Raw genomic sequence first — 24,898 nt, 5'->3', positions numbered from 1 at the left:
ATAACCAATAGAAAAGACCTAAAATGATTATTTTAATAAAAGCAAACTTTACGTAATCAGTTTCAACATAAGTAGATAATCAATTTAATTGGATTAAATTGTGATAAAATAATTGACACGAAGGATATGCTAATATTATGGAGAATAATAGTAAAAGGAATGACTTTTTTAATCCTTATGAAGGAGAATTACATAGAAGAAGGTAGGTTAGTTCATTGTCAATTATTAATCAGAAAACAAAAGAAAAACTCTATAGCATCATTTTTGAAGCCGATACACCAGAGGGAAAAGCCTTCGACGTTATCTTGATTTTAATTATTCTGTCTAACAGCATTTTAATCATTGCTGAAAGTGTTGATACGATAAGATATACCTATGGTACATTAATTGATATATTAGGCTGGTTTTTTCTTGTAATTTTTACATTTGAATATTTAGTAAGGGTTTATATCATTAAAAATAAGATGAGCTATCTTATTAGCTTTTTTGGTATCATAGATTTATTGGCTATTTTACCAGCATTTTTAGGTTTTTTTATGCCACAAGTTAGATTTTTAGTAGTAATTAGAATTTTGAGGCTTCTAAGACTATTTAGTATTTTAAAAATGGGAAGGTATATTGATGAGTCAAGTCATTTATTACGGGCTTTAAAAGCCAGTAGAGCCAAAATAACTGTTTTTCTCTCTACAATAGTATTCATCATCGTAATAGTAGGGTCATTAATGTATATTATAGAAGGGCCTGCCAATGGATTTGTTAGTATTCCTACATCAATGTATTGGGCTATCGTTACAGTTTCTACTGTTGGGTATGGCGATATTTCTCCCCAGACATCCATGGGTAAGCTTATTTCCAGCCTGTTGATGATTGTTGGATACGGTATACTGGCAGTACCAACGGGTATCATCTCCCATGAATTAGCCCATACGGCAAAAGATAATCAAAGGACTAAAACTAAAATTTGTCAAAATTGTAATGGGGAGGCCTATAGATCAGATGATAAATATTGTTCTAAATGTGGCGCTTCTTTTGATCAAGTTAACTGATAGAGATAACGCTGACGAAGTCCTATAAAGGTATTCATCAGCGTTAATTGTTTATAATACATAGGAAATTATGTCTTTTAAAGCTTACAATCGTCTTAATTTCTAAAATATATTGTAATATAAGCCTAGCAATAAATCTTTCGTAGGAGGTCTTTGTTCTTAGTATAGGCCATAGGCTTTGTTGATCTCTTGAATAAATATAATTCCGTTGCCGGGATCGTCTATTTTAAGCTCTTTTCGAATCGAAGAGGCTATTTCTTCAGTAGATTCATTTTGAGATATAATTAGAACAATTTCTTTTTCAGGTTCTACTTCCATGGCAAATAGCTTGCTGGTTTCGTGAATACCAGAACCCCTACCATTAATAATTGTTGCTCCTCTAGAACCAGCCTTGTTGGCGGCTTCCACTACAAGCGCTCCTTTACCTCTATCAACGATTACCAATATAAGATTATGCATTTGCTTTATTCCACCTCTACTTTCTTGATTCTCTTTTTTGAATCGGTTATTAGTACCCAAGATATTTGTAACAGAAGTACTAAATGCAATCCCATGATGGGGTTTATCGAAACGTAGCTTCTCATTAAGGGCATCTAGGACAAAATAGGCTGTATTCTTCTCAGCAACCATTAAAACAATCTCTTTTCTAACCTCAGCTAATTCCAAAAATTCTAAAATACGATTTCTAACGGTTCCCTTTCCCAATAGGATGGTCCCCCCAGATATTCCCTGTTGCTTTGCGTATTTTAAGACTTTACTTGCAGAGCCAAAATTAATAATCACACAAATTAATTCAAATTCCATATTGCTAGAGTTAAGTTTCATCTACAGTAAGGCCTCCTTTTTTTGATTTAATACTAAATATAAAACCTAAAATTTGTAGGGTTATTATAGGGGTTAAAGCCACCATGGCGATCATGCCAAAACCATCAATTAAGACATTGGCTCCTTCTATGGCTTCTGCAGCCCCTTGGGTAAAGGCTAATATAAAGGTGGCAGTCATAGGGCCTGTAGCAACCCCTCCTGCATCAAAGGCAATACCAACAAATAATTTAGGTACAAAATATGTCATAATGATAGAAAGCAAATATCCAGGTAAAAGATAATGCCATAATTGAATTCCGGGAACAATTACCCGTAACATAGACAATGCTACTGCAAGGCCAACGCCAATAGAAAGGGCAAATAAGACAGCCTTTCGCTTCACATAGCCACTGGTTACGTCTTCTATTTGATGGGTTAAAACATAAACAGCAGGTTCGGCTAGAATTGTTACAATTCCTAATATGAAGCCGACTCCTACAAGATAAAAACTATGATCTAGTGTTGCAAGCTGATAACCTACAATGCTACCTAAGTCCATAAAGCCAGCATTTACACCAACTAGAAAGATTAAGAGGCCCAGAAATGAGTAGATAAAGCCCTTTAAAATTCTTATAAAAGCCCTTTTACTTAAATTGAAAGCAACCTTTTGCAGTATGATTAAGATGACTAAAAGGGGTAGCAGGCTAAAGAGACTTTCTTTGAATACTTGAGGAATAATCCTAATAAAGGGGCTTAGGATAGAAGTAGATTCATATAGTGATAATTCCAATGCAGGTGCAAATTCATTGGTTTTTGTAAAAATACTTAGTATGATAACTGATAGTATAGCCCCTACCGACGCAATAGATACCAAACCAAAGGAATCTTTTTCAGATGACTTACTATCCTTTTTTAATGATGAAACCCCTAAAGATAGGGCTAATATGAAGGGTACCGCCAGTATACCAGTTGTGGAGCCCGATGCATCAAAGGAGATGGCCAAAAATTCAGATGAAGTGAAGATTGCTAAAATAAATGTAATGAAATACAGAGCTGTAAGAATTTTATATAGAGGCAAGTTATAGACAATTCTTACTAATCCCAAGGCAACCATCACTGCTAAACCAATTGATACGACTATAAGAATAGTTAGACTAGTAATTTGACCAGATGTTATCAGATCTACTTGATTGGCAAGGACTAATAACCCTGGCTCAGCTATCGAAATGAAAAAACCAAGAATTAAACCTGCCACGATTACAATCCAGAGCTTATTTGTTTTTGCTAAAGTAGAGCCAACTAAACTACCAAGGGGAGTGATACCAATATCAACACCAATTAAAAAGAAGGATAATCCTAAAATAACCCATATAGCTCCAATGATAAACCTGATGATTAGCGGTAAGTCTAAAGGCGTAAGGGTAAAGTTTAATATTAGTACGATAATTGTAATAGGAAGGACTGCAAAAAAGACCTCCTTGATTTTGTCAACAAATATATTCATTAAATTTCACTTCCTTTCTTAAATTGCTTATTTAATGTTGGAGGAAGAGTAGTTTTAACGAGATAATGATAAACGTTGGAGTCTTATATATAGTTTTAGTTTTAAGGGTTTTAGAGGGTTTAGGCAGATAAACTTATGTACCAAATCATAGCTAATAAGTAAGCATAACATAAAAAAAACAAGTACCCTAAATAATCTTAGATTGACCCTAGGGCGGAATGTTTCTAAATGAATTATAGGATAAAAATGTGAAGATAAGAAGATCGGTTGATCTAGTATATTTAGAGGATCTGTCTCATGATAGGTATAATCAACAGCAAAAAAATTCAGCAAAAATAGCAGCATAAAGAAATAAATAATTAATTTAAGATTTTTATTATTTATAGTACCTTCCATTAGAATCTCTCCGTATCATATAAAAAATTTAATCCATAGATAAATCATACCATATGCCCACGCTAATTACTAGTTTGTTGGAGGCTATGCTGGTCCAACAGAAAATTGTTAAAGAAATATTAACAATTTGTAAAATATACCATTAAAAGAATAGAAGCAAATTTGAACTTATGCAGAGCAAAATTATAGAAGGTATTGATCTATTAGCTTTTATTTAAGAAGCAGTATGTTTTAAATCTTGAATATTTAGTATAATGATAGGAGGATAAAGCTAATAAGAAAAAAAGGGGGATATTAGATGAAAATAAATAATTTAGATAAAAAAATATTTGATGCCCTGTATGATGGCGTTCTAATTGCAGATCATACTGGAGTTGTTAGGTACATTAATCCCTCCTATACGAGAATTACGAAGGTAGAAAAAGAAGCCATAGTAGGCAGGTCCCTTTATGAAGTGAGACCTGGTGCACAGCTCCCCTCTGTCATAACCAGTGGTAAAAAACTATTGAGAATTCAAAGAAAAGTTGGAAACGTCGAATATATTGTTAATATGGCACCAATTATAGAAGGTAATGAAATTATTGGAGGTATCTCTATATTAAACGAGATTAATGATATTTATAAGTTGACAGAAGAGTTAAATCAGTCAAATTTAATGATCAAAAGACTTGAAAAGGCAATGAAAAGCATGGGAAAGGCAAAGTATACCTTTGAAGATATCATAAGTAACGACTTAAATTCATTAGAGACAAAAAATTTAGCCAAAAGAATTGCTAGAAAAGATTCTAATGTACTAATAACGGGAGAAAGTGGAACTGGAAAAGAACTATATGCTAATGCAATACATAATGCTAGTGACAGGCAAAATAATCCATTTATTCCAGTGAATTGTGCTACTTTTGATAACAACCTTTTGGAAAGTGAACTTTTTGGCTATGAAGAAGGGGCCTTCACCGGTGCAAAGAAGGGTGGAAAAATAGGCTTATTTGAAGTAGCTAATGGTGGAACTCTTTTCTTAGATGAAGTATCAGAGTTGAATTATGGATTACAAGCAAAACTACTTAGAACCCTACAAGAGGGTACAATTCGTAGAATTGGAGGCGTAAAAGAGATTCCCGTAGATGTAAGGGTGATTGCCGCAACAAATAAAAGTCTCGAAAAAATGATAGAGGTAAATAGCTTTAGAATAGATTTATATTACAGAATTGCAGTTTTTCCAATAAATATCTATCCTCTTAGAGAAAGAAGAGAAGATATTAGAGCCCTAGTAGAAATTTTCTTAGATCAAATGAATAAAAAAATGAATAGAGATCTAAAAATCCAAGGAGATCTAATCAATCTATTATGTAATTACAATTGGCCTGGTAATATAAGGGAACTAAAAAACACCATTGAGTTTGCCATTAATATGACAGATGATGATCTGATTAAACTCGAGCATCTCCCTAAAATTATACAATCAGAAGGGATTAGAACTAATCTCTTAAAACTTAAGTTATTAGAAGAAATTATAAGGGAGACTGAGATGGTAGAGATAAAAAAAGCAATTGATATTTTTGGTGATACGGTAGAAGGGAAGAAAAGGGCGGCAGAAGCCCTAGGAATATCATTAGCCACCCTTTATAATAAGCTTAAGTAATTAAAAAGGGTTTCTAAAATATTAGAAAGTAGCTTTAGGGTTTCTAAAATATTAGAAAATTTATAACGATATAATATATCTAATAGGGAGTGTACTACAAACCTATGTAAAATAGCCATTGATTCGTTAAAATATAGACATTAAATAAAAAGAACAGGAAAACGTTTTTCCTGTTCTTTTTATTGACACAAAACTAATAGGTGGATATTTCTAAAATTTTAGAAATTTACGATTAGGCTATTAGATATTTTGATTAAAATTTTGATAATTTAATCTAGCCTTAACGAAATCATAAGGAATGAGGTTTAATAGGATAGGGCCTTTTAGTGGAATGTAAGGCTTATCGATTAATAAATAGACAACAAATTGTCATTACATCAATAAATGGCATGGGACTTGCTATTACATAAATATGAAAATATATATTAAAGGGAGGATTATTTATGTTGGCATTATTAGGTTTTATAACGATCATTGTTTTACTGGCATTGGTTATGTCTAAAAAAGCATCACCAGTAGTAGTACTAATTGTTGTACCGATAATCACTGGACTTATTGGTGGATTTGGCAAAGAAGTAGGAACTTTTATTACAAATGGAATCAGATCCATAGCACCTACTGGTACCATGTTTATATTTGCAATTTTATTTTTCGGAATATTAACAGACGCGGGTACATTTCAGCCAATCGTTAATAAAATCCTTACAGTGGTGGGGAAAGATCCTGTAAAAATAGCAATCGGTACGGTAATTTTATCAACACTTGTTCATTTGGATGGTTCAGGAGCGACCTCTTTTTTAATAGCTATTCCAGCCTTATTACCCCTGTATGATGCCCTTGGAATGAGACGTCAGACCTTAGCAACAATCGTTGCCCTATCTGTAGGGGTTATGAACATAGTCCCTTGGGGAGGACCAACACTAAGAGCAGCTTCAGCCCTTGACGTATCAGCTACTGAATTATTTAACCCGATATTTATACCCTTTATAGCTGGTATGCTATTTGTTATTTTCATTGCCTATCGCTTAGGAAAAAAAGAACAGAAATTAATTGCTCATTTAAATATTGACAGCATAGCCATTACTAAGGAAGAAAATGCAGAACAATTAAAATTAGCTAGACCACATTTATTCTACTTAAATATTGCAATAATAATAGCCACCTTATTTATTCTAATTAGAGAGATTCTTGCACCCCATGTTATATTTATGTTAGCCTTTGCAGTTGCAATAACCATTAACTATCCTAATGTAAAAGAACAAAGGGAAAGAATAGATTCCCACGCAAAAGCAGCTTTAATGATGGCAAGTATATTATTTGCTGCTGGAGCATTTATTGGAATTATGACAGGGTCTGGAATGATTGGAGAAATGGCGAACTTTACTGTTAGCATCATACCCCAGTCTTTAGGTAAATTTATTCCCGTATTAACTGGTGTAATTGCTATGCCTGCCAGTTTATTATTTGATCCAGATTCATTCTATTTTGGTGTTCTACCTGTACTTGCCCAGTCTGCCAGTGAATTTGGTATTGAAGCAGTAAATGTTGGAAGGGCAGCGATATTAGGACAGATGACAACAGGTTTCCCTGTTAGTCCTCTAACTGGAGCCACCTTCTTATTATTAGGCCTTACAGGTGTTGATTTAGGAGAACATCAAAAGAAAACGATTCCCTATGCATTTGCAACAACCATTGTTATGTTAATTGTTGCCCTACTTGTAGGGGGCATTAAACTATAAGTTTTGATCAATTATATACGTAAAATATTAGGAGGTAACATTAGATGAAGACAATACGTATTGGCTCTGGAGCAGGATATGCAGGAGATCGATTAGAACCTGCATTAGAAGTGATAGAGAAAGGAAATGTTGACTATATTATTTTTGAATGCTTGGCAGAAAGAACAATTGCCATTGCACAACAAGAAAAGATGAAGGACCCAGCTAAAGGTTATAATAGCCTTTTGGAATACCGTATGGATAAGGTACTGCCCCTGTGTGCAGAAAAGAAAGTAAAAGTAATCACTAATATGGGGGCAGCGAACCCCCTGGCTGCTGCAGAGGTTATAAAAAGTATAGCAGAAAAAAATGGAATTAAAGGTCTTAAAATCGCAGCAGTACTAGGAGACAACATTGTTGAAAATATCAATAATTATATGAACTATGATGTTTTAGAACTAGAAACAAAACTTGATTCAATAAAAGATCAAATTATCTCTGCAAATGCTTACACTGGTGCAGAAGGGATAATAGAAGCTCTAAAAAATAATGCTGATATCATTGTGACAGGACGTGTTGCAGACCCTTCCCTTGTTCTCGGACCTATCGTCTATGAGTTTGGATGGGATAGTGAAGATTATTGCAAAATTGGAAAAGGCATCATGATAGGTCATTTGTTAGAATGTGCAGGTCAAATCACTGGAGGCTACTTTGCAGATCCTGGTTTTAAGGATGTAGAAGAATTGTGGAATCTAGGTTTCCCCATTGCTGAGATAAATGAAGATGGAACTGTAGTCATTACAAAGGTAGAAGGTACAGGGGGGAAAGTTACCCCTGCAACCTGCAAAGAACAACTAATTTATGAGATCCATAATCCTAAAAGCTATATTACCCCCGATGGTGTAGCTGATTATACAGGGGTAACTATGGAGGAAATAGGAAAAGATCGAGTTCTTATAAAAGGTGCCAGTGGCCGACAAAAGACAGAAACCTTAAAGGTTAGTATAGGCTATAAAGATGGTTATGTAGGTGAAGGGGAAATGAGCTATGGGGGTAGTGGCGCTTTTGAAAGAGCAAAACTAGCAGGAGAGATCGTAAAGAAAAGGTTAGAAGTTACTAATGTGAAGATTGAAGAACTTAGAATTGACTATATTGGGGTCAACTCCCTATATCAAGACGAAATAGCTGATGTAATGTTTAATGATAAAGCCCAATGTAGGGAGGTTAGATTAAGGGTTGCCGGTAGAACCATCAATAAAGAGGATGCTGTAAAGATAGGTAATGAGGTTGAAGCTTTATATACCAATGGACCAGCAGGTGGCGGCGGAGCAACCCTAGGGGTAAAGGAAATTGTTTCGATAGCCTCCATATTTATACCCAGAAATGAAATAAAAACAGAAATACATTATAAGGAGGTTTAAGGATATGAAATTAAAAGAAATTGCCCATTCTAGAACCGGTGATAAAGGGAATATCTCTAACATTTCTTTAATTGTATTTAATCAAGCTGATTACAAGCTTATTGAAGAGAAGGTTACAGCAGAGTCTGTAAAAAGTTGGTTTAAAGATATTGTAGAAGGAGAAGTAACAAGGTATGAACTTCCTGAATTAGGCGCTTTAAACTTTGTTATGGATAAAGCTCTGGGTGGTGGAGTTACAAGATCATTGGCACAAGATAAACATGGTAAAAGTCTCAGTTCTGCCCTACTTGAAATGGAAATATAGTAGTTTAAATAAAATAATTAAATATACCAGATGCATTTACTGATGCATCTGGTAACATTACAGAGGTGATTAATATGACAAAGATAAAAACACTAGAGGAAGTTTTAACCCATATTCAAGATGATATGTCTATTATGATTGGTGGTTTTTTAGGAACGGGAACTCCAGAATATATTATTGATGGATTGGTAGATAAAGGTGTTAAAAATCTTACCATCATTGGGAATGATTCAGGTTTTGAAAATAGCGGAATAGGTAAGTTAATTACGAATAAATTAGTTAAAAAGTTAATCACCTCCCATATAGGCACTAATCCTGAAACAGGGAGACAAATGAATCAAGGGGAGATGGAAGTAGACCTGGTACCCCAAGGGACATTAGCAGAAAGAATTAGAAGTGCTGGAGCTGGTTTAGGAGGATTTCTTACTCCTACAGGAATCGGAACCCTTGTAGAAGAAGGCAAAGAAAAGATAACAATAGGAGATAAAGAGTACCTATTAGAATTACCACTTAAAGCCGATGTTGCTCTGTTAAAGGGGACTAAGGTGGATGTAAAGGGAAATATTTACTATGATAAGGCAGCTAGAAATTTTAACCCATTAATGGCAATGGCCGCTGAGCTTGTAATTGTCGAAGCAGAAGAAATTGTTGAAGCTGGAGAAATCGATCCTGATCATGTTATGACACCGGGTATTTTTGTAGACATCATTGTAAAGGAGGTAAAATAGCATGGATAACAATCAAATAAAAAATATTATTGCCAAAAGAGTAGCAAAAGAATTTCAAAACGGTTTCGTTGTAAATCTTGGTATTGGCCTTCCTACACTAGTTGCTAATTACGTGCCAGAAGAAGTAGAAGTAATCCTTCAATCGGAAAATGGATTTGTGGGAATGGGACCTTTGGCTGAAGCAGGAAAAGAGATAAAAGATCTTGTCAATGCAGGGGCAATGCCTGTCACCCTGGTACCAGGGGCTGCTTTTTTCGATAGCGCTACATCTTTTGCCATCATCCGTGGTGGTCATGTAGATGTAACAGTACTGGGGGCCCTGCAAGTGGATGAAAAGGGAAATTTAGCAAATTGGATGGTTCCCGGTAGCATGGTTCCTGGAATGGGTGGTGCTATGGACTTAGTGGTAGGGGCAAAAAAAGTGATCGTAGCTATGACCCATACTGCAAAAGGGGCTAAAAAAATTCTTAAACAATGTGACCTACCCCTAACTGCAAAGGAACAAGTTAACTTAATTATTACTGAAATGGGTGTAATAGAGGTAGTGAATCGAAGATTAATTTTAAGAGAGATTAACCCCCATTTTACCCTAGAAGAAGTTCAGGCTTTGACTGATGCAGAATTAATTATTTGTGAAGATTTAAAAGCAATGGAAGTATAAATTTTACTAAATCATACTAAATCATATAGTTAGAATGTTATAAATAAATGGAGGTTAAGAAATGAAAAAGGAAGTTGTAATAGCAAGTGCTGTAAGAACAGCAATAGGTAGCTTTAATGGCAGCTTAGCAAGTGTTGCCCCTGCAGAAATGGGAGCCATCGTTATTAAAGAGGCCTTAAAGAGAGCTAATCTACAGTCTACAGATGTTGATGAGGTGTTTATGGGATGCGTGTTACAAGCAGGGCACGGACAAGGTGTTGCTAGACAGGCATCAATAAAAGCTGGTATTCCAGTAGAAGTTCCAGCAACCACTATTAATATGATATGTGGTTCTGGTCTAAAGGCGGTGTCTTTGGCAACCCAGACAATCTTAGCAGATGATAATGAAGTTGTAGTTGTAGGGGGCACAGAGAATATGAGTCAAGCAGCCTATATCGTTGATCATGCTAGATGGGGACAGCGGATGGGCCATGGTAAGATCATTGATACTATGATTAAAGATGCATTAACAGATGCTTTTAATGATTATCATATGGGGATTACTGCCGAGAATATAGTTGAGAAGTGGAAGATTACAAGGGAAGAACAAGATAAATTTGCTCTCTCTAGTCAAAATAAAGCAGAAATAGCCAAAAATGAAGGTCGTTTTAAGGAAGAGATTGTGCCTGTAGAGATTTCAACAAGAAAAGGGACAGTTGTTTTTGAAGAAGATGAATACATTAAAGAGGGATTAAAGATAGAAGCCTTGCAAAAACTTAAACCAGCTTTTAAAAAGGATGGTAGTGTTACAGCAGGTAATGCATCTGGTATAAATGATGGTGCTGCAGCATTGGTTATTATGAGTAAGAAAAAGGCTGATGAATTAGGAATTACCCCCCTTGCTACAATCGTAGCCTATGCATCAGCAGGGATAGAGCCAGAAATTATGGGAGAAGGACCTATCCCTTCATCAAAGAAAGCTTTAGAAAAAGCACAGCTTCAAATAACAGATATTGATTTAATAGAAGCTAATGAAGCTTTTGCGGCCCAAGCGTTGGCAGTATCTAGAGGTCTAGAATTAGATATGGCTAAAGTTAATGTTAATGGTGGAGCTATAGCACTAGGCCACCCTGTAGGTGCTAGTGGAGCCAGAATCTTGGTAAGTCTATTACACGAAATCAAGAGAAGAGATGAAAAATACGGACTGGCAACCCTTTGTGTAGGTGGAGGTATGGGAGAAACTGTGATTATTAAAAGAAGCTAAAAACTGTTGTTAATCCCCTAGCTTAAATTTTATTTTCCAGTTGTTCTTTAATTTTATCTTTGAAATATTATTTTTAAGTCAGAAAAAGTCCTATTTATGATGATCTTATCATAGATAGGACTTAAATCATATTAACGCCACTTCACAAATCGTTTTTCCAAACTAGCCACAACCTGATACATTAAAGCCGTAGCTATGGCTAGAATAATTACTCCTGCCATAACGATATCTAACCTAAAGACCTGCCCACCATAAACAATCAAATAACCAAGTCCAGCTTTAGATACTAAAAATTCTCCAACGATTACTCCAATCCAAGACATGCCGATATTAATCTTCATGGTATTAATCATATTGGGTATACTGGCGGGAAAAACCACCTTCTGTAGAATTTGAAATTTAGTTGCGCCAAAGGTCTTAAGCATCTTAATTTTTTCAGAATCCACTTCTCTAAAACCATTATAAGTAGCCATTATTGTAACAATAATCGAAATTGTTAAGGCTGTTACAATGATGCCTTGCATGCCAGCACCAGCCCAAATAATAATGATGGGGCCAAGGGCGATTTTGGGGAGGGCATTTAATACCACTAAATATGGGTCGAAAACTTTAGCAAAGAACTCAGACCACCATAAGATAATTGCAATGCCAGTACCAAGAATTGTACCAATGACAAAGCCCACCACCGTTTCAAAAACAGAAATACCTGTATGTTTAAAGATTGACCCATCCTTTGCCAGGTTAATAATTAGCTTAACGATAGATGAAGGTTTGCTAAAAAAGAAGGGGTCAATCCATCTTAAAGTTGCAGCCAGTTCCCAGAGGAGAATAAACCCAACCAACAAACCAACTTGAGATAGTTTTATCTGTAAACGATATCGATGCTGGGATTTGAGAAAGGCTATATGACTGGGGGAGTGATTAGTATTTTCAGAGGGCTTTTTATTACCGAACATGGATATCCAGCTCCTTCCAGATTTTGTTGAAATAATGTCTAAACTCAGGGGCTTCACGGCATTTAATGGGGGATGCTTCTTCTCCTTCGTTACAGGTAAGCTCTATGTTATAGATACTTTTCACATTGGCAGGGCGATTAGATAAAACAATGACCCTATCGGCCATTGATATTGCCTCAGCTATGTCATGGGTAACCATAATAGCTGTTTTTTCCTCTTGGTTAATAATCTTTGCAATATCATCACTTACCGCCAATCTACTTTGATAGTCTAAGGCTGAGAAGGGCTCATCCAATAATAAAAGGTCAGGTTCTGTAGCAAGGGTTCTGATAAGGGCAACCCGTTGTCTCATTCCACCCGAGAGTTGGTGGGGGTAGTGGGTTTGAAAGTCTCCAAGCCCATAGGTTTCTAAAAGTTTCGTAACTCGATTAATACTTTTTTCATTAACCTTATTTTGAATTTCAAGGCCTATTAAAACATTCGCCAAGATGCTTCTCCATTGAAACAGATGATCACTTTGAAACATATAGCCTACCTTTTTATTTGTCCCCTCAACCTTTTGACCATTGATTGTAACCATGCCAGAAGTTGGTTTTAGTAAACCTGCAATAATTGATAGAATTGTTGACTTACCACAACCACTAGGGCCAACTATTGCAACGATTTCTCCTTTTTTTACTTCAAAAGAAAGCTGGTCAAGGGCTTTCGTTTCACCATTAATCGTATGATAAATCATGGATATATTTTTAATATCAACAAACTTTTCATCCTTCACAAGTAGCCTCCTCCTTTCTTTGACAAAAAGTGTTTTAATCTATAGGGTATATTATGAAACAGAAGGGAGATGGGTTACTTTATATAACTAAAAGACTGACTAATAGGAGCTTGCTATTGGATAAAAGATAGAAGAAAAATGTGAGCATTAAGAAGAAGAGTTAGAATTTGGTATGATATAAAAAAGGAATACCCTATTTTAATATAGAAATGAGCATGGTACATATTAACAGGTGGAACAATTGTTAAATTTTTAGTAATACTTTTAAGTGGATTACTAGCATTGGAGACTTTACAATTACTTTTAGGAAGAGTAAGCTTTAATTTTGTGACTTCATTTTAAATACTGCTGAATTATTATTTAGTATTGGTATGTATATAGTAATTAACGAGTTATATAGTCATAAAAATTAAAAGAGGTCAAATGAGGCTAAGTATTTTCAACATAAAGGGAGGTCGACAAATTTGAATATTAAAAGAAACAGAACAATCTATCTTATATTAATTATAATTGTAGTTCTTCTGGGACTAGTCTCGAGAACAGATCATTTCCCCAGATGGGTCCATCTTTATGTAGGAGATATTCTTTGGGCACTAATGATATTTTTCATAATTGGACTAATCTTTAAGGAGAAAAGCACCCTTTGGATTATGATTTCAGCGATAAGCTTTACTTTCTTTATTGAATTTAGCCAACTCTATCAGGCAACATGGATTAATAATATAAGACATACTACTTTAGGTGGGCTAGTTTTGGGGTTTGGATTTTTATGGAGTGATTTGTTTTCCTACAGTATAGGGATATTAATTGGTTCTTTAATAGAGGCGATTATTCTACATAAAAGAAGTTTTATTAAATGAAAAACAAGGATATTTTTACCAAACATAGAATAACATAGATATAGTAAATTGATTGGAGGTATCCTATGAATCAAAAATTAAAATTTATCCTACCAGCTTTAGTCGTATTAGCAATTATGGCCCTTGCAATTTTCAATTTCCCAGCTCCTTTTGACAATAGCAAACAACGGGCTATATACGATGATAATAGTAAAATAGTTGAAGCTTTTGATAGTTATTCTTTTCAAAGGCGATTGGGTGGAAATACAGAAGAAGAAACCAATATTACCTTTAATTTTTCTGGGATGGAAACCCTATGGGATATTACTGCATCACAAGAAAGTACAATCCAGATTCTCTTTGACGCAAAGATATCGAAGGGAAGATTCAAGGTTGTTCTTATTTCTCCAGATATGGAGGTAATCAATATTTTAGAAAACACACAAAATGGAGCTATGGAGCTTAAATTAAGTGAAGGTGCCAGTAGAATAAAAATCGTAGGGGACAACACCCGTGGTGACCTACATTTATCTTTTGCCAATTATGAGGATGTAATAATAGAATCTAGAAAATAATTAAGTTATAAGAAAAAAGCTCTCATGGATAGGGAATATTCCATGGGGGCTTTTTCTCACTTCTAGAGATCTTGGTTTTAATATTAGAATAATAGATAATTATCTTAAAATATACGATAAACTTTCACTGAGGAATTGATAATTTTGAGTTGACATACTTCAAAAGTAAAGTATTGTACCTAAAAAACCACATTGAAAATTTTGGATACAAATGGTATTATTACAAAGTACAGGAAATTCAAAGTGCAGGAAAATTACAAGATACATCTTTGATTAAAGTCAAGATATTTATGAAAGTTGTCTTATAGTTAAATTAAGTTAAGGTAGGTGATTTTCAATGAGTATACCAATTTTAAAAGTACAAGGTATTTCTAAAGAATATACAGTTGGAAAAAGTAAAGTTAAAGCCCTCAAAAATATAGATTTTCAATTAAATAAAGGAGAATTCATCGTTATAATGGGGAGAAGTGGATCAGGTAAGACAACCCTTTTAAATATTTTAGGAGGATTAGATTCACCATCAGATGGAAGGGTTTATATTAACGGAGAATTAATAAAGAATTATCATGAAGAACCCTATATAACCCAGTATCGAAGAGATAAGATCGGCTTTGTATTCCAAGCATTTAACCTTCTAAACGCTTTAACTGTAGAGGAAAATGTAGCTCTACCACTCATTTTAAAGAATGAAAAGGCAGTTGTTGTAAAAGAACGTACCGAAGAGGTCCTTAGTTTTGTGGGACTCTATAATAGACGTAACCATCGGCCTGTAGAACTTTCTGGTGGGCAGCAACAAAGAGTAGCTATAGCTAGGGCTATAATAAATTCTCCAGCTATTCTATTGGCAGATGAGCCTACGGGTAATCTAGACTCTAAAACAGCTAAAAATGTTTTAGAATTAATTATAAATAGTAAAGAAAAATTTAATCAGTCGATTGTGCTTGTTACCCATGATCCCAAGGTGGCAGCTTATGGAGACCGTATCTTATTTTTTCAAGATGGAGCTATCGTTGAAGAATTTGATAATTTGGAGAGAAAAAGTATAGAAGAGAATACCTGTTATATTTTAGCTAAGCTTCAAGATTTGATGGAGGTTGCAGAATAATGAACCGTACTTTTCTGGGAATTTGCAAAAAACTTATTTTTGCAAATAAATCTAAAACTATATTATCTATATTAGCTGTTACGCTTGCAGTTGCCTTAATTGTAAGTATGTTATCATTGACTAATCAGATGGAAAAAGCCTTTCAGCTAGAACTTAGAGAGATCTATGGTGATGCTGATATTTTTGTTGGATATGACACGGGTACAAAGCTTATTACTAGCCAGCAGGAAGCAAGAGTAAGGGAACTAGACGGGATAGAAAATGTGTCTGGTATTGTGATCGCATCTAACCATGTAACTCTTCAAGATATTAGTGGGGGAAAAATCTATAAAAACAACGTATATGCAGTGGGAGCAGATAATAGTCAGCTAGCCAAGAGTAGATATAAGTTTACTCAAGATCTAGGTGAAAATGAAGTGATAATAAATTATAGCTTAGCTGAAGCATTAGGCGCAACTATTCTTGATGAAGTATATATATTGTTATCAGGTCAAGAATTAATAAAAAATAAGATTGTTGAAATAATACCAGACCCTAAGGGAGCTATTATACCAGATATAGCTATTTTTAATCTTCATACCTTACAACGTTGGGTGAATATAGAAGGTGAATCAACCTATCTGTTGGTAGAAACTTCAAGTAATGTTAATGAATTCAATATTGCCAATGGTTTAAGAGGTATAGATGATGAATTTCGCATAGAAATTATTCAGTTGTCGGAAGGTGTTGTGAGAAATACTCAACATATTCAAAATATAGGCTATGGTCTTGGTATTTTGGCTATAATGATTAGTTCTTTACTTATTATAAGCAATCTTAGAATCTTTGTATATGAATTACAAAAAGAATTGGCAATGTTTCGAGCTATAGGAGGAAGCATATCTCAAACTTATCAATTAATACTATTACAGGCTGGTTACATATTAGCTATTGGAGGGATTTTGGGATTAGTACTAGGTATAATCTCTACTACATTATTAACTACAAGTTTTGGGAAGTTTTTTGGCGTTAATATGAATCAAATGCCAATTAGCTTAGTTTATCCAATAGGTATTTCAATTGGTACTATATTAATTATTGTTTTAACTATCCTATTTCCAATTTATCGGTCAGCTAAAATTCCACCTATTAAAGTAATGCAAGAAAACGAGGGAATAGAATTTAAACATAGCAGTATTCGAAAGAGAATTAGTGTGGGCTTCATAATAGTAGGGGGTGGACTGATCCTCTTAAGTGGACTGACTATAATAGGTGGTTCTGGTGATGGATTTTTTGGTGGTATTTTTATTGTAATAGGTCTGTTCTTAGGTTTAAGTAATTATATTAAAATTATTCTAACCTTACTATTACCACCAGCTAAATTTATTCTTGGGTCGGAAGTGTATGTATCTATCAAAAATATGATCCCCCAAGTTAAACAGAATTCACTTATAGTACTGGCTCTAGCTGGTTCGGTTATGATAGCTGTAACTGGTACTAGCATTATGGAATCTATAAAGGAAACATCATTGAAAAATATACAACAAGAATATGCTACTGATTTTGTGTTATCAAGTAGATTAAATATAGAAAGCAAGTTACAATTAGATTTTAGCAAAAAAATAGAAGAAATTGGAGGGGTCAAAAGAGCAATCCCCTTTGCAAGAGATACAAGTGGATCTATCACATTAGTTAAGAATGGGCTAGAATATCCCTTAAATGAACAACTTCGCTATATTGTAACGGATTTAGAAGCACTTACAATCAGTGGGTTAGTATCGCCGGTAGGAGAAAACTTTTCGGAAATGGTTATTATTAATAAAGCCTATGTCAAACACTTAAACTTAAATATAGGAGATAAGATAAGCGTAGTAAATGTAAACAGTAAGAATGAAGGGTCCATTCTGACTGTGGGGGCTATAGTAGATTATTTGCCAGGATATTGGTACAATGCTGCTCTCGTTGATATTAAAAATACTACAATTCATGACAGGGATATAATATTAGGTAAGGTTCTAATAGATGTAGAAGATGGGTTGGAGGATGAAGTGGTAATGGGCTTAAATGAATTAAAAGGCTATTATCCAGAAATTAGATGGAGTGCTTTAAATGATGCCATTGAAGAAACAACCTCACTGGTTAAACAAAGGTTTATGGTGATAAATATTGTTGTAATCACTAGTAGTATTATTGGACTATTAGGAATGCTCATTACCCTAAGGTCTCAAATAGAAGGAAAGCGTAAAGAATATGCTTTATTAAGGACATTAAGTCTAACTCCTAAACAACTATTGAAAGTGATTTTAATCCAAAGTTTTATTTATTCGGTAATAGGAATTGTCTTAGGAAGCATATCGGGCCTTATTATAGCATGGGGTTTTTTGTGGGGAGATGGGGGGACTATTATTTTCCCATGGAAGGTAATACTTTTTCTATCTGCTATAATGGTAGTGTTTGGAACTGTTTTTACAATACCAATAGCAAAGAGAATATCAAGGAAGTCAATAATTGAAGAGTTAATGGATTCAACGTACTAAGCGTATTTAACTAAACCTACAATATCTCCATTATTATTGGAGAGTGTAGGTTTTTTTTGCTTGGAGGAACTAACCTTTAGAGGAAGTGTTTAAGAAAGATAATTTGTAAAAAAATGCTATACTTGAAGGGTTTTGGATATTTATTAAGAATATTAAATATAAGCTAACATAAACAATAAGAAGTTGGTTATAAAAAATTCATTATTCAGCTAAAGAAAACCATAAACAATTAAACAAGAGGTGACAAATATGTATAAGATTATACGAAAAATTAACTTTCCCTTATGGATTGGGGTTTTGCTATTAACTTTGCTATTATTTATGTCATTATTTCCTCAGAAATTTACCCAGCAGGACCCTACTTTTAGAAACCCAATTCGGTTCGAAAAGGTAATAGAAAATGGTGAAGCTGTTCATAAAATAGTGGCTCCTCCATGGGGGCCCACTAAGGAAAATATAATGGGAACAGATGAATTTGGTCGAGATATCTATGCTCGACTTGTACATGGTACTAAAATAACCTTGAGAACCGCCATATTAGTAGTTATATTTAGGTTATTAATAGCCTTACCCCTTGGAATCATAGCTGGAATAGGAAGCAAAACAATTTCATCCTTAATTAAATTTTGGAATACGGTTTTTACTGCAATACCTGCACTTTTTGCAGCTTTTATCATCTTTAATATTCAATATTTATCAGGATTACAAGTAGAAAGCTCAATAAAAGCCTTTGCAGTTGTCCTTACTATTTTAGGGTGGGGGAAATTAGCTAAGCAAGTAGAAGAAACATCCCATAAAATTATGATGGAAGAATTTATAGAAGGGGAAGTAGCCGTTGGAAAAAACAAATTCCAGATAGCCCTTCAGAATATGATTCCCCACTTAATTCCTTCTTTAATTAGTATAGCCTTTATAGAGGTAGGAATGGTCATCTTTTTCTTAGCTCAATTGAGTATTTTGGATGTATATGTTGGGCCAAGAAGCTTTATACAAAGAATTGATGATTCTTATTTAGCAGTGGCCATCAATCCTGAATGGGCCTCGATGTTGTCTAGAACAGTTCTTCAAAATCGTTTAGGAAACTACTGGGTTAGCCTTTACCCTGCTTTAGCTTTTACAGTTGGTATATTAGCTTTTAACCTAACGGGTGAAGGCTTAAGGGTAGAATTTGAAAAAAGAACTTCAAGGGTTACCTCAATGATTAGAAGGTTTGGATTTATTTTCTCACCTAAAATATATTTTCAACAAATTTTAAGGTTTAAAGAATATTATAGACCTGTAATAATGAAGACCTTATGTATCCTCATCGTTGTGACATATCTAGCTATACCAGCTCCCAAAAGTCTGTATGAATTTGATGTAACAATGGCTATGGAACATATTGAAGAATTAATGAGTCCAGAATATGAAGGGCGACTAGCTGGCTTTGAAGGTGGATATTTGGCGGGCGAATATATTGTTAGCAAATTAATGGAATATGGATTGGAACCCTACGAAGATGAAAATTATTATCAGGTTTTTGATTTATATAGAGCGACCCCACCAGGAAGAAATATACAATATGGAGTTGTGGAGGATGGTTTTATTAATTTAATATCAGAAGATGGTGAGACAATTACCTATTACTTAAATAAGGATTTTATAATAGCTGCTTTTAATGGAAGGGAAATGATGGATGGAGATTTGAAAAATAATTACCTTAGCTTTACTGGATTTTCATCTACTGATGAAAAAAGTCAACAAATTATGAAAGAAAAGGATATTGACGACTATATTCGAGTTGAAGTAAGTGATGGGACTAATTTATATCCAAATTTAATCTATCCTCAAATTAATAATAGGCTACAATTTATTATATTAGATGAGGATAGAATTCCTGTGATTCCAACGTTTTTATCTACACAATATACCATTTTACCTTGGGGAGAATTAGCAGAGAGATTGCAGGAAGATCATTACGAAGTTGAAGTTAACATGAAAATGCCTAAAATGCCAGATAAAGGTCGCAATATCTTTGCCGTCCTTCCTGGAGAAGATTGGGATAAGCCTAATGATAGTAATAATAAAAAGGAATTAATTATAATTGGATCATCCTATGATGGTTTAGGAATGATTGAAAATAGAACCAGTGCAGCAAGTGCCTCAAAACCTGCAATTAATTTAGAAATTGCAAGAATACTATCTTCAATTGATGAACCCTTTAATAAAACAATTATATTTGCATTTTGGGATGGAAATACGACTTGGAACCCTGGTACTTATTTTTACAACATGTTCGGTAGATTATATACACAACAGTATTATAAAATTTATTACTTTGATGTAGGTCAGGCAACCAAAGATAATGCAATTAGTATAGAAATTCAAAGTCCTGTAACAGCTCAGGGGGCACAAGTAGAAACCTATGAACTAATCAAGGGAATAGAAAATAGACTTAAAAAGACGGGGGTAGATTTCGTCTTCAGGGGATCCAACAGTTCAACCTTTCATGAGATTGGTCTAAACATGTCTTTAAAAATATCAGTTGATACACCTAATTACGGTTTAATCAATTCTGTAGAAGATACGATAGAGAACTTAAATGAAAACCAAATGAAAAATATAGGTCAATTTTATATTGATTTAATCACAATGGACGACAATTTTAAGTAGTATTTGAAGGAGGTAAACCATGAATAAGATGGCCATAAGGAAAATTTCTATTAAGGTAACTACAAATCTACTAATGCTTTTTTTGATTGGACTTATTGTTGTGCTTTTAACGAACGTGCCTTTAGACTTAAATTTCTTTCACATAGATGGAAAACTAGTCAGTAATATGGATTATAGTTTATATCAAGAAAATGTTTTAAGCTCAATTAAGAATCTTGTTTCAGGTAGCTATTTACAAATACCGGTGACAGGTAGGGGGCAGACGGTTGGAGCAATTTTATTAATCGCTTTAAAAAGAAGTATGACTTTATTTTTTATAGCTTTAGTTGTATCGCTTTTAATTGGTATACCTAAAGGTATATTTGACAGTCGAAGGCAAAAGAAACAGTCAACCTTTAAGTTTCTACAAACGATAATTCCTTTATCAGTACCCGATGTACTATTAATTAGCTTGATACAACTTTTGGGGCTGTATTTATATAGAAGAAATATTACACTTTTGGGAATTGGCCCAGTACTCCATTTAGGATATGCCCATTGGTCACAGGCGATCTACCCTACTATAGCATTATCTTTGGTACCTGCCGCTTATATTGCTAGAATTACCGCCACTTCTATAGAGGCTGTATATGATAAAGATTATATATTAGCAGCTAGAGGTAAGGGGTGTTCAGAAACTAGGATCATTTTAAATCATGCAATGAGAAATGTGTGGGTCGATTTAATTGCTTCTTTTCCAACAATCACTTCCATGATGTTTTCTAGCTTATTTATTGTTGAGAGAATTTTTTACTATCCAGGCATTGCCTTTGAAATGATCGAATTATATGGTAGACCAACAGACGTATATCTAATGGGTGGGAGGGTAGCAGATACCAGTATTACAACCGCCTTTTTAGCCTTTGCAGTTACCTTAGCATTAATCTATTTTATTTTATATACGATATTGGATATTGTAAGACAAGTTTTAGTACCTAAGTTAAAAAATCAATAATTCTAGAAAGGGGGACAAAACATGAGCTTATTGGAAGTTAAAGGCTTAAAAACCTACTTTACAATAGAAAATGAAGTGATTCCTGCTGTTGATGGTGTCAGTTTTAGTATAGATGAAGGTGAAATTGTGGCTTTGGTAGGTGAGTCAGGCAGTGGTAAAAGTATTACTGCAATGTCTATTATGGGGTTAGTGCCAAAACCAGGTAAGGTGATGGAAGGCGAGATTATATTTAATAATGAAAACTTACTTCATAAAAAAGAAAAAGAAATGTGTAAAATTAGAGGCAATGAGGTTAGTATGGTTTACCAAAATCCAATGTCATCCTTAAATCCCATGATTCCCATTGGTAATCAAGTTGCAGAGGCCCTAATAATTCATCAAAAGATATCGAAGTATGAGGCTAAAAAGGAAGCGATTAAAATGATGGAGTTAGTGGGAATACCAGATGCCTCCAGTCGTTATAAAGACTATCCATCACAATTTAGCGGAGGGATGAGGCAAAGGATCATGATTGCCATGGCTATTGTTTGTCAGCCTAAGATACTAATTGCAGACGAACCTACCACTGCTTTAGATGTGACTATTCAAGCAGAAATTTTAGAACTTTTAAAAAGTCTTATAAAAGAATACAAGCTATCAATTTTACTAATTACCCATGACTTGGGGGTCGTGGCAGAAATGGCAGATCGTGTTTGTGTAATGTACTGTGGAAAAATTATGGAGGATACTACGAAAGCAAACTTATTTAGAAATCCATTAAACCCCTATACTAGAAGGTTGATTAAATGTATTCCAAGGGCCGACGATAAGGCAGACATCTTATACACAATTGGTGGTAATGTGCCTCATCCATCAGATTTTCCTAAAGGATGCCGTTTTTCCACAAGATGTGAAGAAGTAATAGAACGTTGTAAAGGGGAAACGCCACCTTTAATAGCAGTAGGGGAAAAACATCAGGTAAGATGTTGGCTTTATCACGGGGAGGAAGAATAAGATGAAGATCATTGAAGTGATAGATTTAAAGAAGAACTTTTCGATAACAACGCCTGTACTGGAAATAGAAAAGGCTGTGGTAAAGGCAGTCAATGGAGTTAGCTTTCATATTAACCAAGGCGAGACATTAGGACTAGTTGGAGAATCCGGTAGTGGAAAAACCACTACAGGTAAATTATTATTAAGACTATTAGAACCTACTAGCGGGAAAGTACTACTAGAAGGTAGAGATATAAGTAAAATTAAAGATCGTGAATTTAGAAAGATTAGAAAGGACCTACAGGTTGTTTTTCAAAATCCTTATTCGGCCTTAGATCCAAAGATGACCATAGAAGATATTATGACCCAACCCCTAACCATCCATAAGATTGTCCCACCCCTAGAGTTTAAAAAAGAAGTTGTAAGGTTATTAAATTTAGTGGGATTATCGGCAAAAGACGCAAAAAAGTTTCCCCACGAGTTTAGTGGAGGACAACGACAACGGATTGGAATTGCAAGAGCAATAGCAACTAAACCAAAGTTTATAGTCTGCGATGAACCAGTATCAGCTTTAGATGTATCAATTCAATCACAGATTTTAAATCTATTAATGGAGCTTCAGCGAGAGTTCAAATTATCCTATCTATTTATCGCCCACGGTTTAAATGTTATTAAACACGTAAGTAACCGAGTTGCAGTGATGTATCTTGGGAAAATTGTTGAAATGGGCGATGCAGAAACCATCTTTAATGAACCTAAACATCCCTATACTCAAGCATTAATGTCAGCATCAACAGTTCCAGACCCAAATATAAAGCGAGAAAGAATCCGATTGAGGGATGAAATACCCAGTCCTATTAATCTGCCAAAGGGATGTGCCTTCCATACCCGATGTCAATATTGTATGGATGTTTGTAAAATAGAAGAACCACCCCTTATAACAGTCGAAGACTATTGTGTCTCATGTCATTTAGTGAAAGAATCAATAGCCACTTCAACATAATGTAAATTTAAAAATATTAAATAGAGGAAATAAGCTTTTGTGACGAAATATTATAGAAAAGAAAAATAATATGGAAGGAGTTATTTATATGATTGAAATAAAAGAAGTCTGCGATAGAATAAAGGATAATGTATCCAAAGTGATTGTTGGCAAGGAGGATGTTATTGATTTACTTTTAGTATCTTTAATTACATCAGGACATGTACTTTTAGAGGATGTACCAGGCTTAGGAAAAACTCAACTTGCCAAATCCTTTGCAAAATCAATAGACTGTAGCTTTAATCGTATTCAATTTACCCCAGACCTCCTTCCTTCAGATGTAACTGGTATAAACTTTTACAATCAAACTAAAGGAGAATTTGAATTTCGTAAAGGGCCAGTATTCTATAATATTATACTGGCGGATGAAATTAACCGTGCAACTCCAAGAACTCAGTCAAGTCTACTAGAGGCCATGGAAGAAACTCAAGTCTCGATAGATGGTGTCACTTATATTTTAGAAAAACCCTTTATGGTAATTGCAACACAAAATCCAGTAGAACAACAGGGAACCTTTCCATTACCAGAGGCCCAATTAGACCGATTCTTAATGAAAATTTCCATAGGATATCCCAGTAAAGAAGAAGAAAAGGAGATCCTTAACCGATATCGCTACCAAAATCCCCTTGCTACCCTGCAAGCTGTAGCGACTCAAGAGGATATACTAAATATTCAAAAGAACTATACGGATGTTTATCTAAGCGAAGAACTAATGGAATATATTATTGATTTAGTCCATAAAACAAGGGATTACCCATCTATTTCATTAGGGGTTAGTCCAAGGGGATCATTGGCTTTAATGAGGGCTAGTCAAGCCTATGCGATTATTCAAGGACGAGATTATGTTCTGCCAGATGATATTCAAAAGATGGCAATACCAATTTTAAGTCACCGTATACTATGTGATAATTATTCCCACTTAAAGGGATCTAAACCTGATGAAATCATACAAGATCTTATCAATGAGATAAAGACTCCTCTAGAACAAGGTGTTAATTAGGTGATCTT

At 34.5% G+C, this 24,898-nt stretch carries 21 protein-coding genes; 17 read left to right on the top strand and 4 right to left on the bottom strand.

Annotation, left to right across the window (positions count from 1 at the left end):
- Positions 1-215 precede the first annotated feature (215 nt).
- Positions 216-1,046, top strand: a complete 831-nt coding sequence (locus T335_RS0108660) for an ion transporter (protein WP_026477200.1) — start codon at positions 216-218, stop codon at positions 1,044-1,046.
- A 159-nt stretch (positions 1,047-1,205) separates the two neighbouring features.
- Here T335_RS0108660 and T335_RS0108655 read toward each other — a convergent pair whose 3' ends face one another.
- Together T335_RS0108655 and T335_RS0108650 are read right to left on the bottom strand one after the other, a co-directional pair.
- Positions 1,206-1,871 carry a P-II family nitrogen regulator gene (locus T335_RS0108655; protein WP_026477199.1) on the bottom strand — a complete coding sequence of 222 codons (666 nt, stop codon included), beginning with the start codon at positions 1,869-1,871 and terminating at the stop codon, positions 1,206-1,208.
- The gene (locus tag T335_RS0108650) at positions 1,861-3,354 is read right to left on the bottom strand and encodes a DUF1538 domain-containing protein (protein WP_026477198.1); all 1,494 of its coding nucleotides are present in this window, start codon (positions 3,352-3,354) and stop codon (positions 1,861-1,863) included. The genes T335_RS0108655 and T335_RS0108650 overlap by 11 nt, the downstream gene beginning before the upstream one ends.
- A gap of 694 nt (positions 3,355-4,048) precedes the next feature.
- Between T335_RS0108650 and T335_RS0108645 the strand changes: the two genes are divergently transcribed.
- From T335_RS0108645 to T335_RS0108615, 7 genes are all read left to right on the top strand, one after another.
- A complete protein-coding gene (locus T335_RS0108645; RefSeq protein WP_026477197.1) occupies positions 4,049-5,389 on the top strand; it encodes a sigma-54 interaction domain-containing protein in 1,341 nt (446 codons plus the stop codon).
- Positions 5,390-5,832: 443 nt separating this feature from the next.
- Positions 5,833-7,128, top strand: a complete 1,296-nt coding sequence (locus T335_RS0108640) for a CitMHS family transporter (RefSeq protein ID WP_026477196.1) — start codon at positions 5,833-5,835, stop codon at positions 7,126-7,128.
- 44 nt (positions 7,129-7,172) lie between these two features.
- On the top strand, positions 7,173-8,528 hold the full coding sequence (locus T335_RS0108635) for an acyclic terpene utilization AtuA family protein (protein ID WP_026477195.1): 1,356 nt from the start codon (positions 7,173-7,175) through the stop codon (positions 8,526-8,528).
- 4 nt (positions 8,529-8,532) lie between these two features.
- On the top strand, positions 8,533-8,832 hold the full coding sequence (locus T335_RS0108630; RefSeq protein WP_026477194.1) for an AtuA-related protein: 300 nt from the start codon (positions 8,533-8,535) through the stop codon (positions 8,830-8,832).
- 74 nt (positions 8,833-8,906) lie between these two features.
- Positions 8,907-9,560 (top strand): acetate CoA-transferase subunit alpha, encoded by a 654-nt coding sequence (gene atoD, locus T335_RS0108625; RefSeq protein ID WP_026477193.1) that lies wholly within the window; start codon positions 8,907-8,909, stop codon positions 9,558-9,560.
- Position 9,561: 1 nt separating this feature from the next.
- On the top strand, positions 9,562-10,221 hold the full coding sequence (locus T335_RS0108620) for a 3-oxoacid CoA-transferase subunit B (protein ID WP_026477192.1): 660 nt from the start codon (positions 9,562-9,564) through the stop codon (positions 10,219-10,221).
- A 61-nt stretch (positions 10,222-10,282) separates the two neighbouring features.
- Positions 10,283-11,464: an acetyl-CoA C-acetyltransferase gene (locus T335_RS0108615; protein ID WP_026477191.1), complete on the top strand. Its 1,182-nt coding sequence runs from the start codon at positions 10,283-10,285 to the stop codon at positions 11,462-11,464.
- Positions 11,465-11,595: 131 nt separating this feature from the next.
- Here the strand turns inward: T335_RS0108615 and T335_RS0108610 are convergent, their stop codons facing one another.
- Together T335_RS0108610 and T335_RS0108605 are read right to left on the bottom strand one after the other, a co-directional pair.
- Positions 11,596-12,420, bottom strand: coding sequence for an ABC transporter permease (locus tag T335_RS0108610; protein WP_026477190.1), 825 nt, complete (start codon positions 12,418-12,420; stop codon positions 11,596-11,598).
- Complete coding sequence (locus tag T335_RS0108605) at positions 12,410-13,195, bottom strand: ABC transporter ATP-binding protein (protein WP_026477189.1); 786 nt, start codon at positions 13,193-13,195, stop codon at positions 12,410-12,412. Before T335_RS0108605 ends, T335_RS0108610 begins: the two co-directional genes overlap by 11 nt.
- Before the next feature lie 464 nt (positions 13,196-13,659).
- On the opposite strand from T335_RS0108605, the gene T335_RS0108600 reads away from it, so the two are divergent.
- The 9 genes from T335_RS0108600 (at position 13,660) to T335_RS0108560 (ending at position 24,890) form a co-directional block, all read left to right on the top strand.
- Complete coding sequence (locus tag T335_RS0108600) at positions 13,660-14,055, top strand: ribosomal maturation YjgA family protein (RefSeq protein WP_026477188.1); 396 nt, start codon at positions 13,660-13,662, stop codon at positions 14,053-14,055.
- 65 nt (positions 14,056-14,120) lie between these two features.
- Positions 14,121-14,609: a hypothetical protein gene (locus tag T335_RS0108595; RefSeq protein WP_026477187.1), complete on the top strand. Its 489-nt coding sequence runs from the start codon at positions 14,121-14,123 to the stop codon at positions 14,607-14,609.
- A 337-nt stretch (positions 14,610-14,946) separates the two neighbouring features.
- Positions 14,947-15,714 (top strand): ABC transporter ATP-binding protein, encoded by a 768-nt coding sequence (locus tag T335_RS0108590; protein ID WP_026477186.1) that lies wholly within the window; start codon positions 14,947-14,949, stop codon positions 15,712-15,714.
- Positions 15,714-18,230, top strand: coding sequence for an FtsX-like permease family protein (locus T335_RS0108585; RefSeq protein WP_026477185.1), 2,517 nt, complete (start codon positions 15,714-15,716; stop codon positions 18,228-18,230). The genes T335_RS0108590 and T335_RS0108585 overlap by 1 nt, the downstream gene beginning before the upstream one ends.
- Before the next feature lie 249 nt (positions 18,231-18,479).
- On the top strand, positions 18,480-20,882 hold the full coding sequence (locus tag T335_RS0108580; protein WP_026477184.1) for an ABC transporter permease subunit: 2,403 nt from the start codon (positions 18,480-18,482) through the stop codon (positions 20,880-20,882).
- Positions 20,883-20,901: 19 nt separating this feature from the next.
- Positions 20,902-21,876 (top strand): ABC transporter permease subunit, encoded by a 975-nt coding sequence (locus T335_RS0108575; RefSeq protein WP_026477183.1) that lies wholly within the window; start codon positions 20,902-20,904, stop codon positions 21,874-21,876.
- Between the two features lie 21 nt (positions 21,877-21,897).
- A complete protein-coding gene (locus tag T335_RS0108570; RefSeq protein ID WP_026477182.1) occupies positions 21,898-22,869 on the top strand; it encodes an ABC transporter ATP-binding protein in 972 nt (323 codons plus the stop codon).
- Between the two features lies 1 nt (position 22,870).
- Positions 22,871-23,851: an ABC transporter ATP-binding protein gene (locus T335_RS0108565; protein WP_026477181.1), complete on the top strand. Its 981-nt coding sequence runs from the start codon at positions 22,871-22,873 to the stop codon at positions 23,849-23,851.
- Positions 23,852-23,939: 88 nt separating this feature from the next.
- Positions 23,940-24,890: an AAA family ATPase gene (locus tag T335_RS0108560; RefSeq protein WP_207640656.1), complete on the top strand. Its 951-nt coding sequence runs from the start codon at positions 23,940-23,942 to the stop codon at positions 24,888-24,890.
- Positions 24,891-24,898 lie beyond the last annotated feature (8 nt).

Source organism: Alkaliphilus transvaalensis ATCC 700919 (assembly GCF_000621485.1).
GTDB lineage: Bacteria > Bacillota > Clostridia > Peptostreptococcales > Natronincolaceae > Alkaliphilus > Alkaliphilus transvaalensis.
This window is presented reverse-complemented; position numbering and strand designations above follow the sequence as displayed.

Bases quoted from the DNA above. Each gene is read 5' to 3' on its own strand.
- T335_RS0108655 (WP_026477199.1), bottom strand. From the start codon at position 1,871: ATGAAACTTAACTCTAGCAATATGGAATTTGAATTAATTTGTGTGATT.
- T335_RS0108650 (WP_026477198.1), bottom strand. From the start codon at position 3,354: ATGAATATATTTGTTGACAAAATCAAGGAGGTCTTTTTTGCAGTCCTT.
- T335_RS0108645 (WP_026477197.1), top strand. From the start codon at position 4,049: ATGAAAATAAATAATTTAGATAAAAAAATATTTGATGCCCTGTATGAT.
- T335_RS0108640 (WP_026477196.1), top strand. From the start codon at position 5,833: ATGTTGGCATTATTAGGTTTTATAACGATCATTGTTTTACTGGCATTG.
- T335_RS0108635 (WP_026477195.1), top strand. From the start codon at position 7,173: ATGAAGACAATACGTATTGGCTCTGGAGCAGGATATGCAGGAGATCGA.
- T335_RS0108630 (WP_026477194.1), top strand. From the start codon at position 8,533: ATGAAATTAAAAGAAATTGCCCATTCTAGAACCGGTGATAAAGGGAAT.
- atoD (WP_026477193.1), top strand. From the start codon at position 8,907: ATGACAAAGATAAAAACACTAGAGGAAGTTTTAACCCATATTCAAGAT.
- T335_RS0108620 (WP_026477192.1), top strand. From the start codon at position 9,562: ATGGATAACAATCAAATAAAAAATATTATTGCCAAAAGAGTAGCAAAA.
- T335_RS0108615 (WP_026477191.1), top strand. From the start codon at position 10,283: ATGAAAAAGGAAGTTGTAATAGCAAGTGCTGTAAGAACAGCAATAGGT.
- T335_RS0108610 (WP_026477190.1), bottom strand. From the start codon at position 12,420: ATGTTCGGTAATAAAAAGCCCTCTGAAAATACTAATCACTCCCCCAGT.
- T335_RS0108595 (WP_026477187.1), top strand. From the start codon at position 14,121: ATGAATCAAAAATTAAAATTTATCCTACCAGCTTTAGTCGTATTAGCA.
- T335_RS0108590 (WP_026477186.1), top strand. From the start codon at position 14,947: ATGAGTATACCAATTTTAAAAGTACAAGGTATTTCTAAAGAATATACA.
- T335_RS0108585 (WP_026477185.1), top strand. From the start codon at position 15,714: ATGAACCGTACTTTTCTGGGAATTTGCAAAAAACTTATTTTTGCAAAT.
- T335_RS0108580 (WP_026477184.1), top strand. From the start codon at position 18,480: ATGTATAAGATTATACGAAAAATTAACTTTCCCTTATGGATTGGGGTT.
- T335_RS0108575 (WP_026477183.1), top strand. From the start codon at position 20,902: ATGAATAAGATGGCCATAAGGAAAATTTCTATTAAGGTAACTACAAAT.
- T335_RS0108570 (WP_026477182.1), top strand. From the start codon at position 21,898: ATGAGCTTATTGGAAGTTAAAGGCTTAAAAACCTACTTTACAATAGAA.
- T335_RS0108565 (WP_026477181.1), top strand. From the start codon at position 22,871: ATGAAGATCATTGAAGTGATAGATTTAAAGAAGAACTTTTCGATAACA.
- T335_RS0108560 (WP_207640656.1), top strand. From the start codon at position 23,940: ATGATTGAAATAAAAGAAGTCTGCGATAGAATAAAGGATAATGTATCC.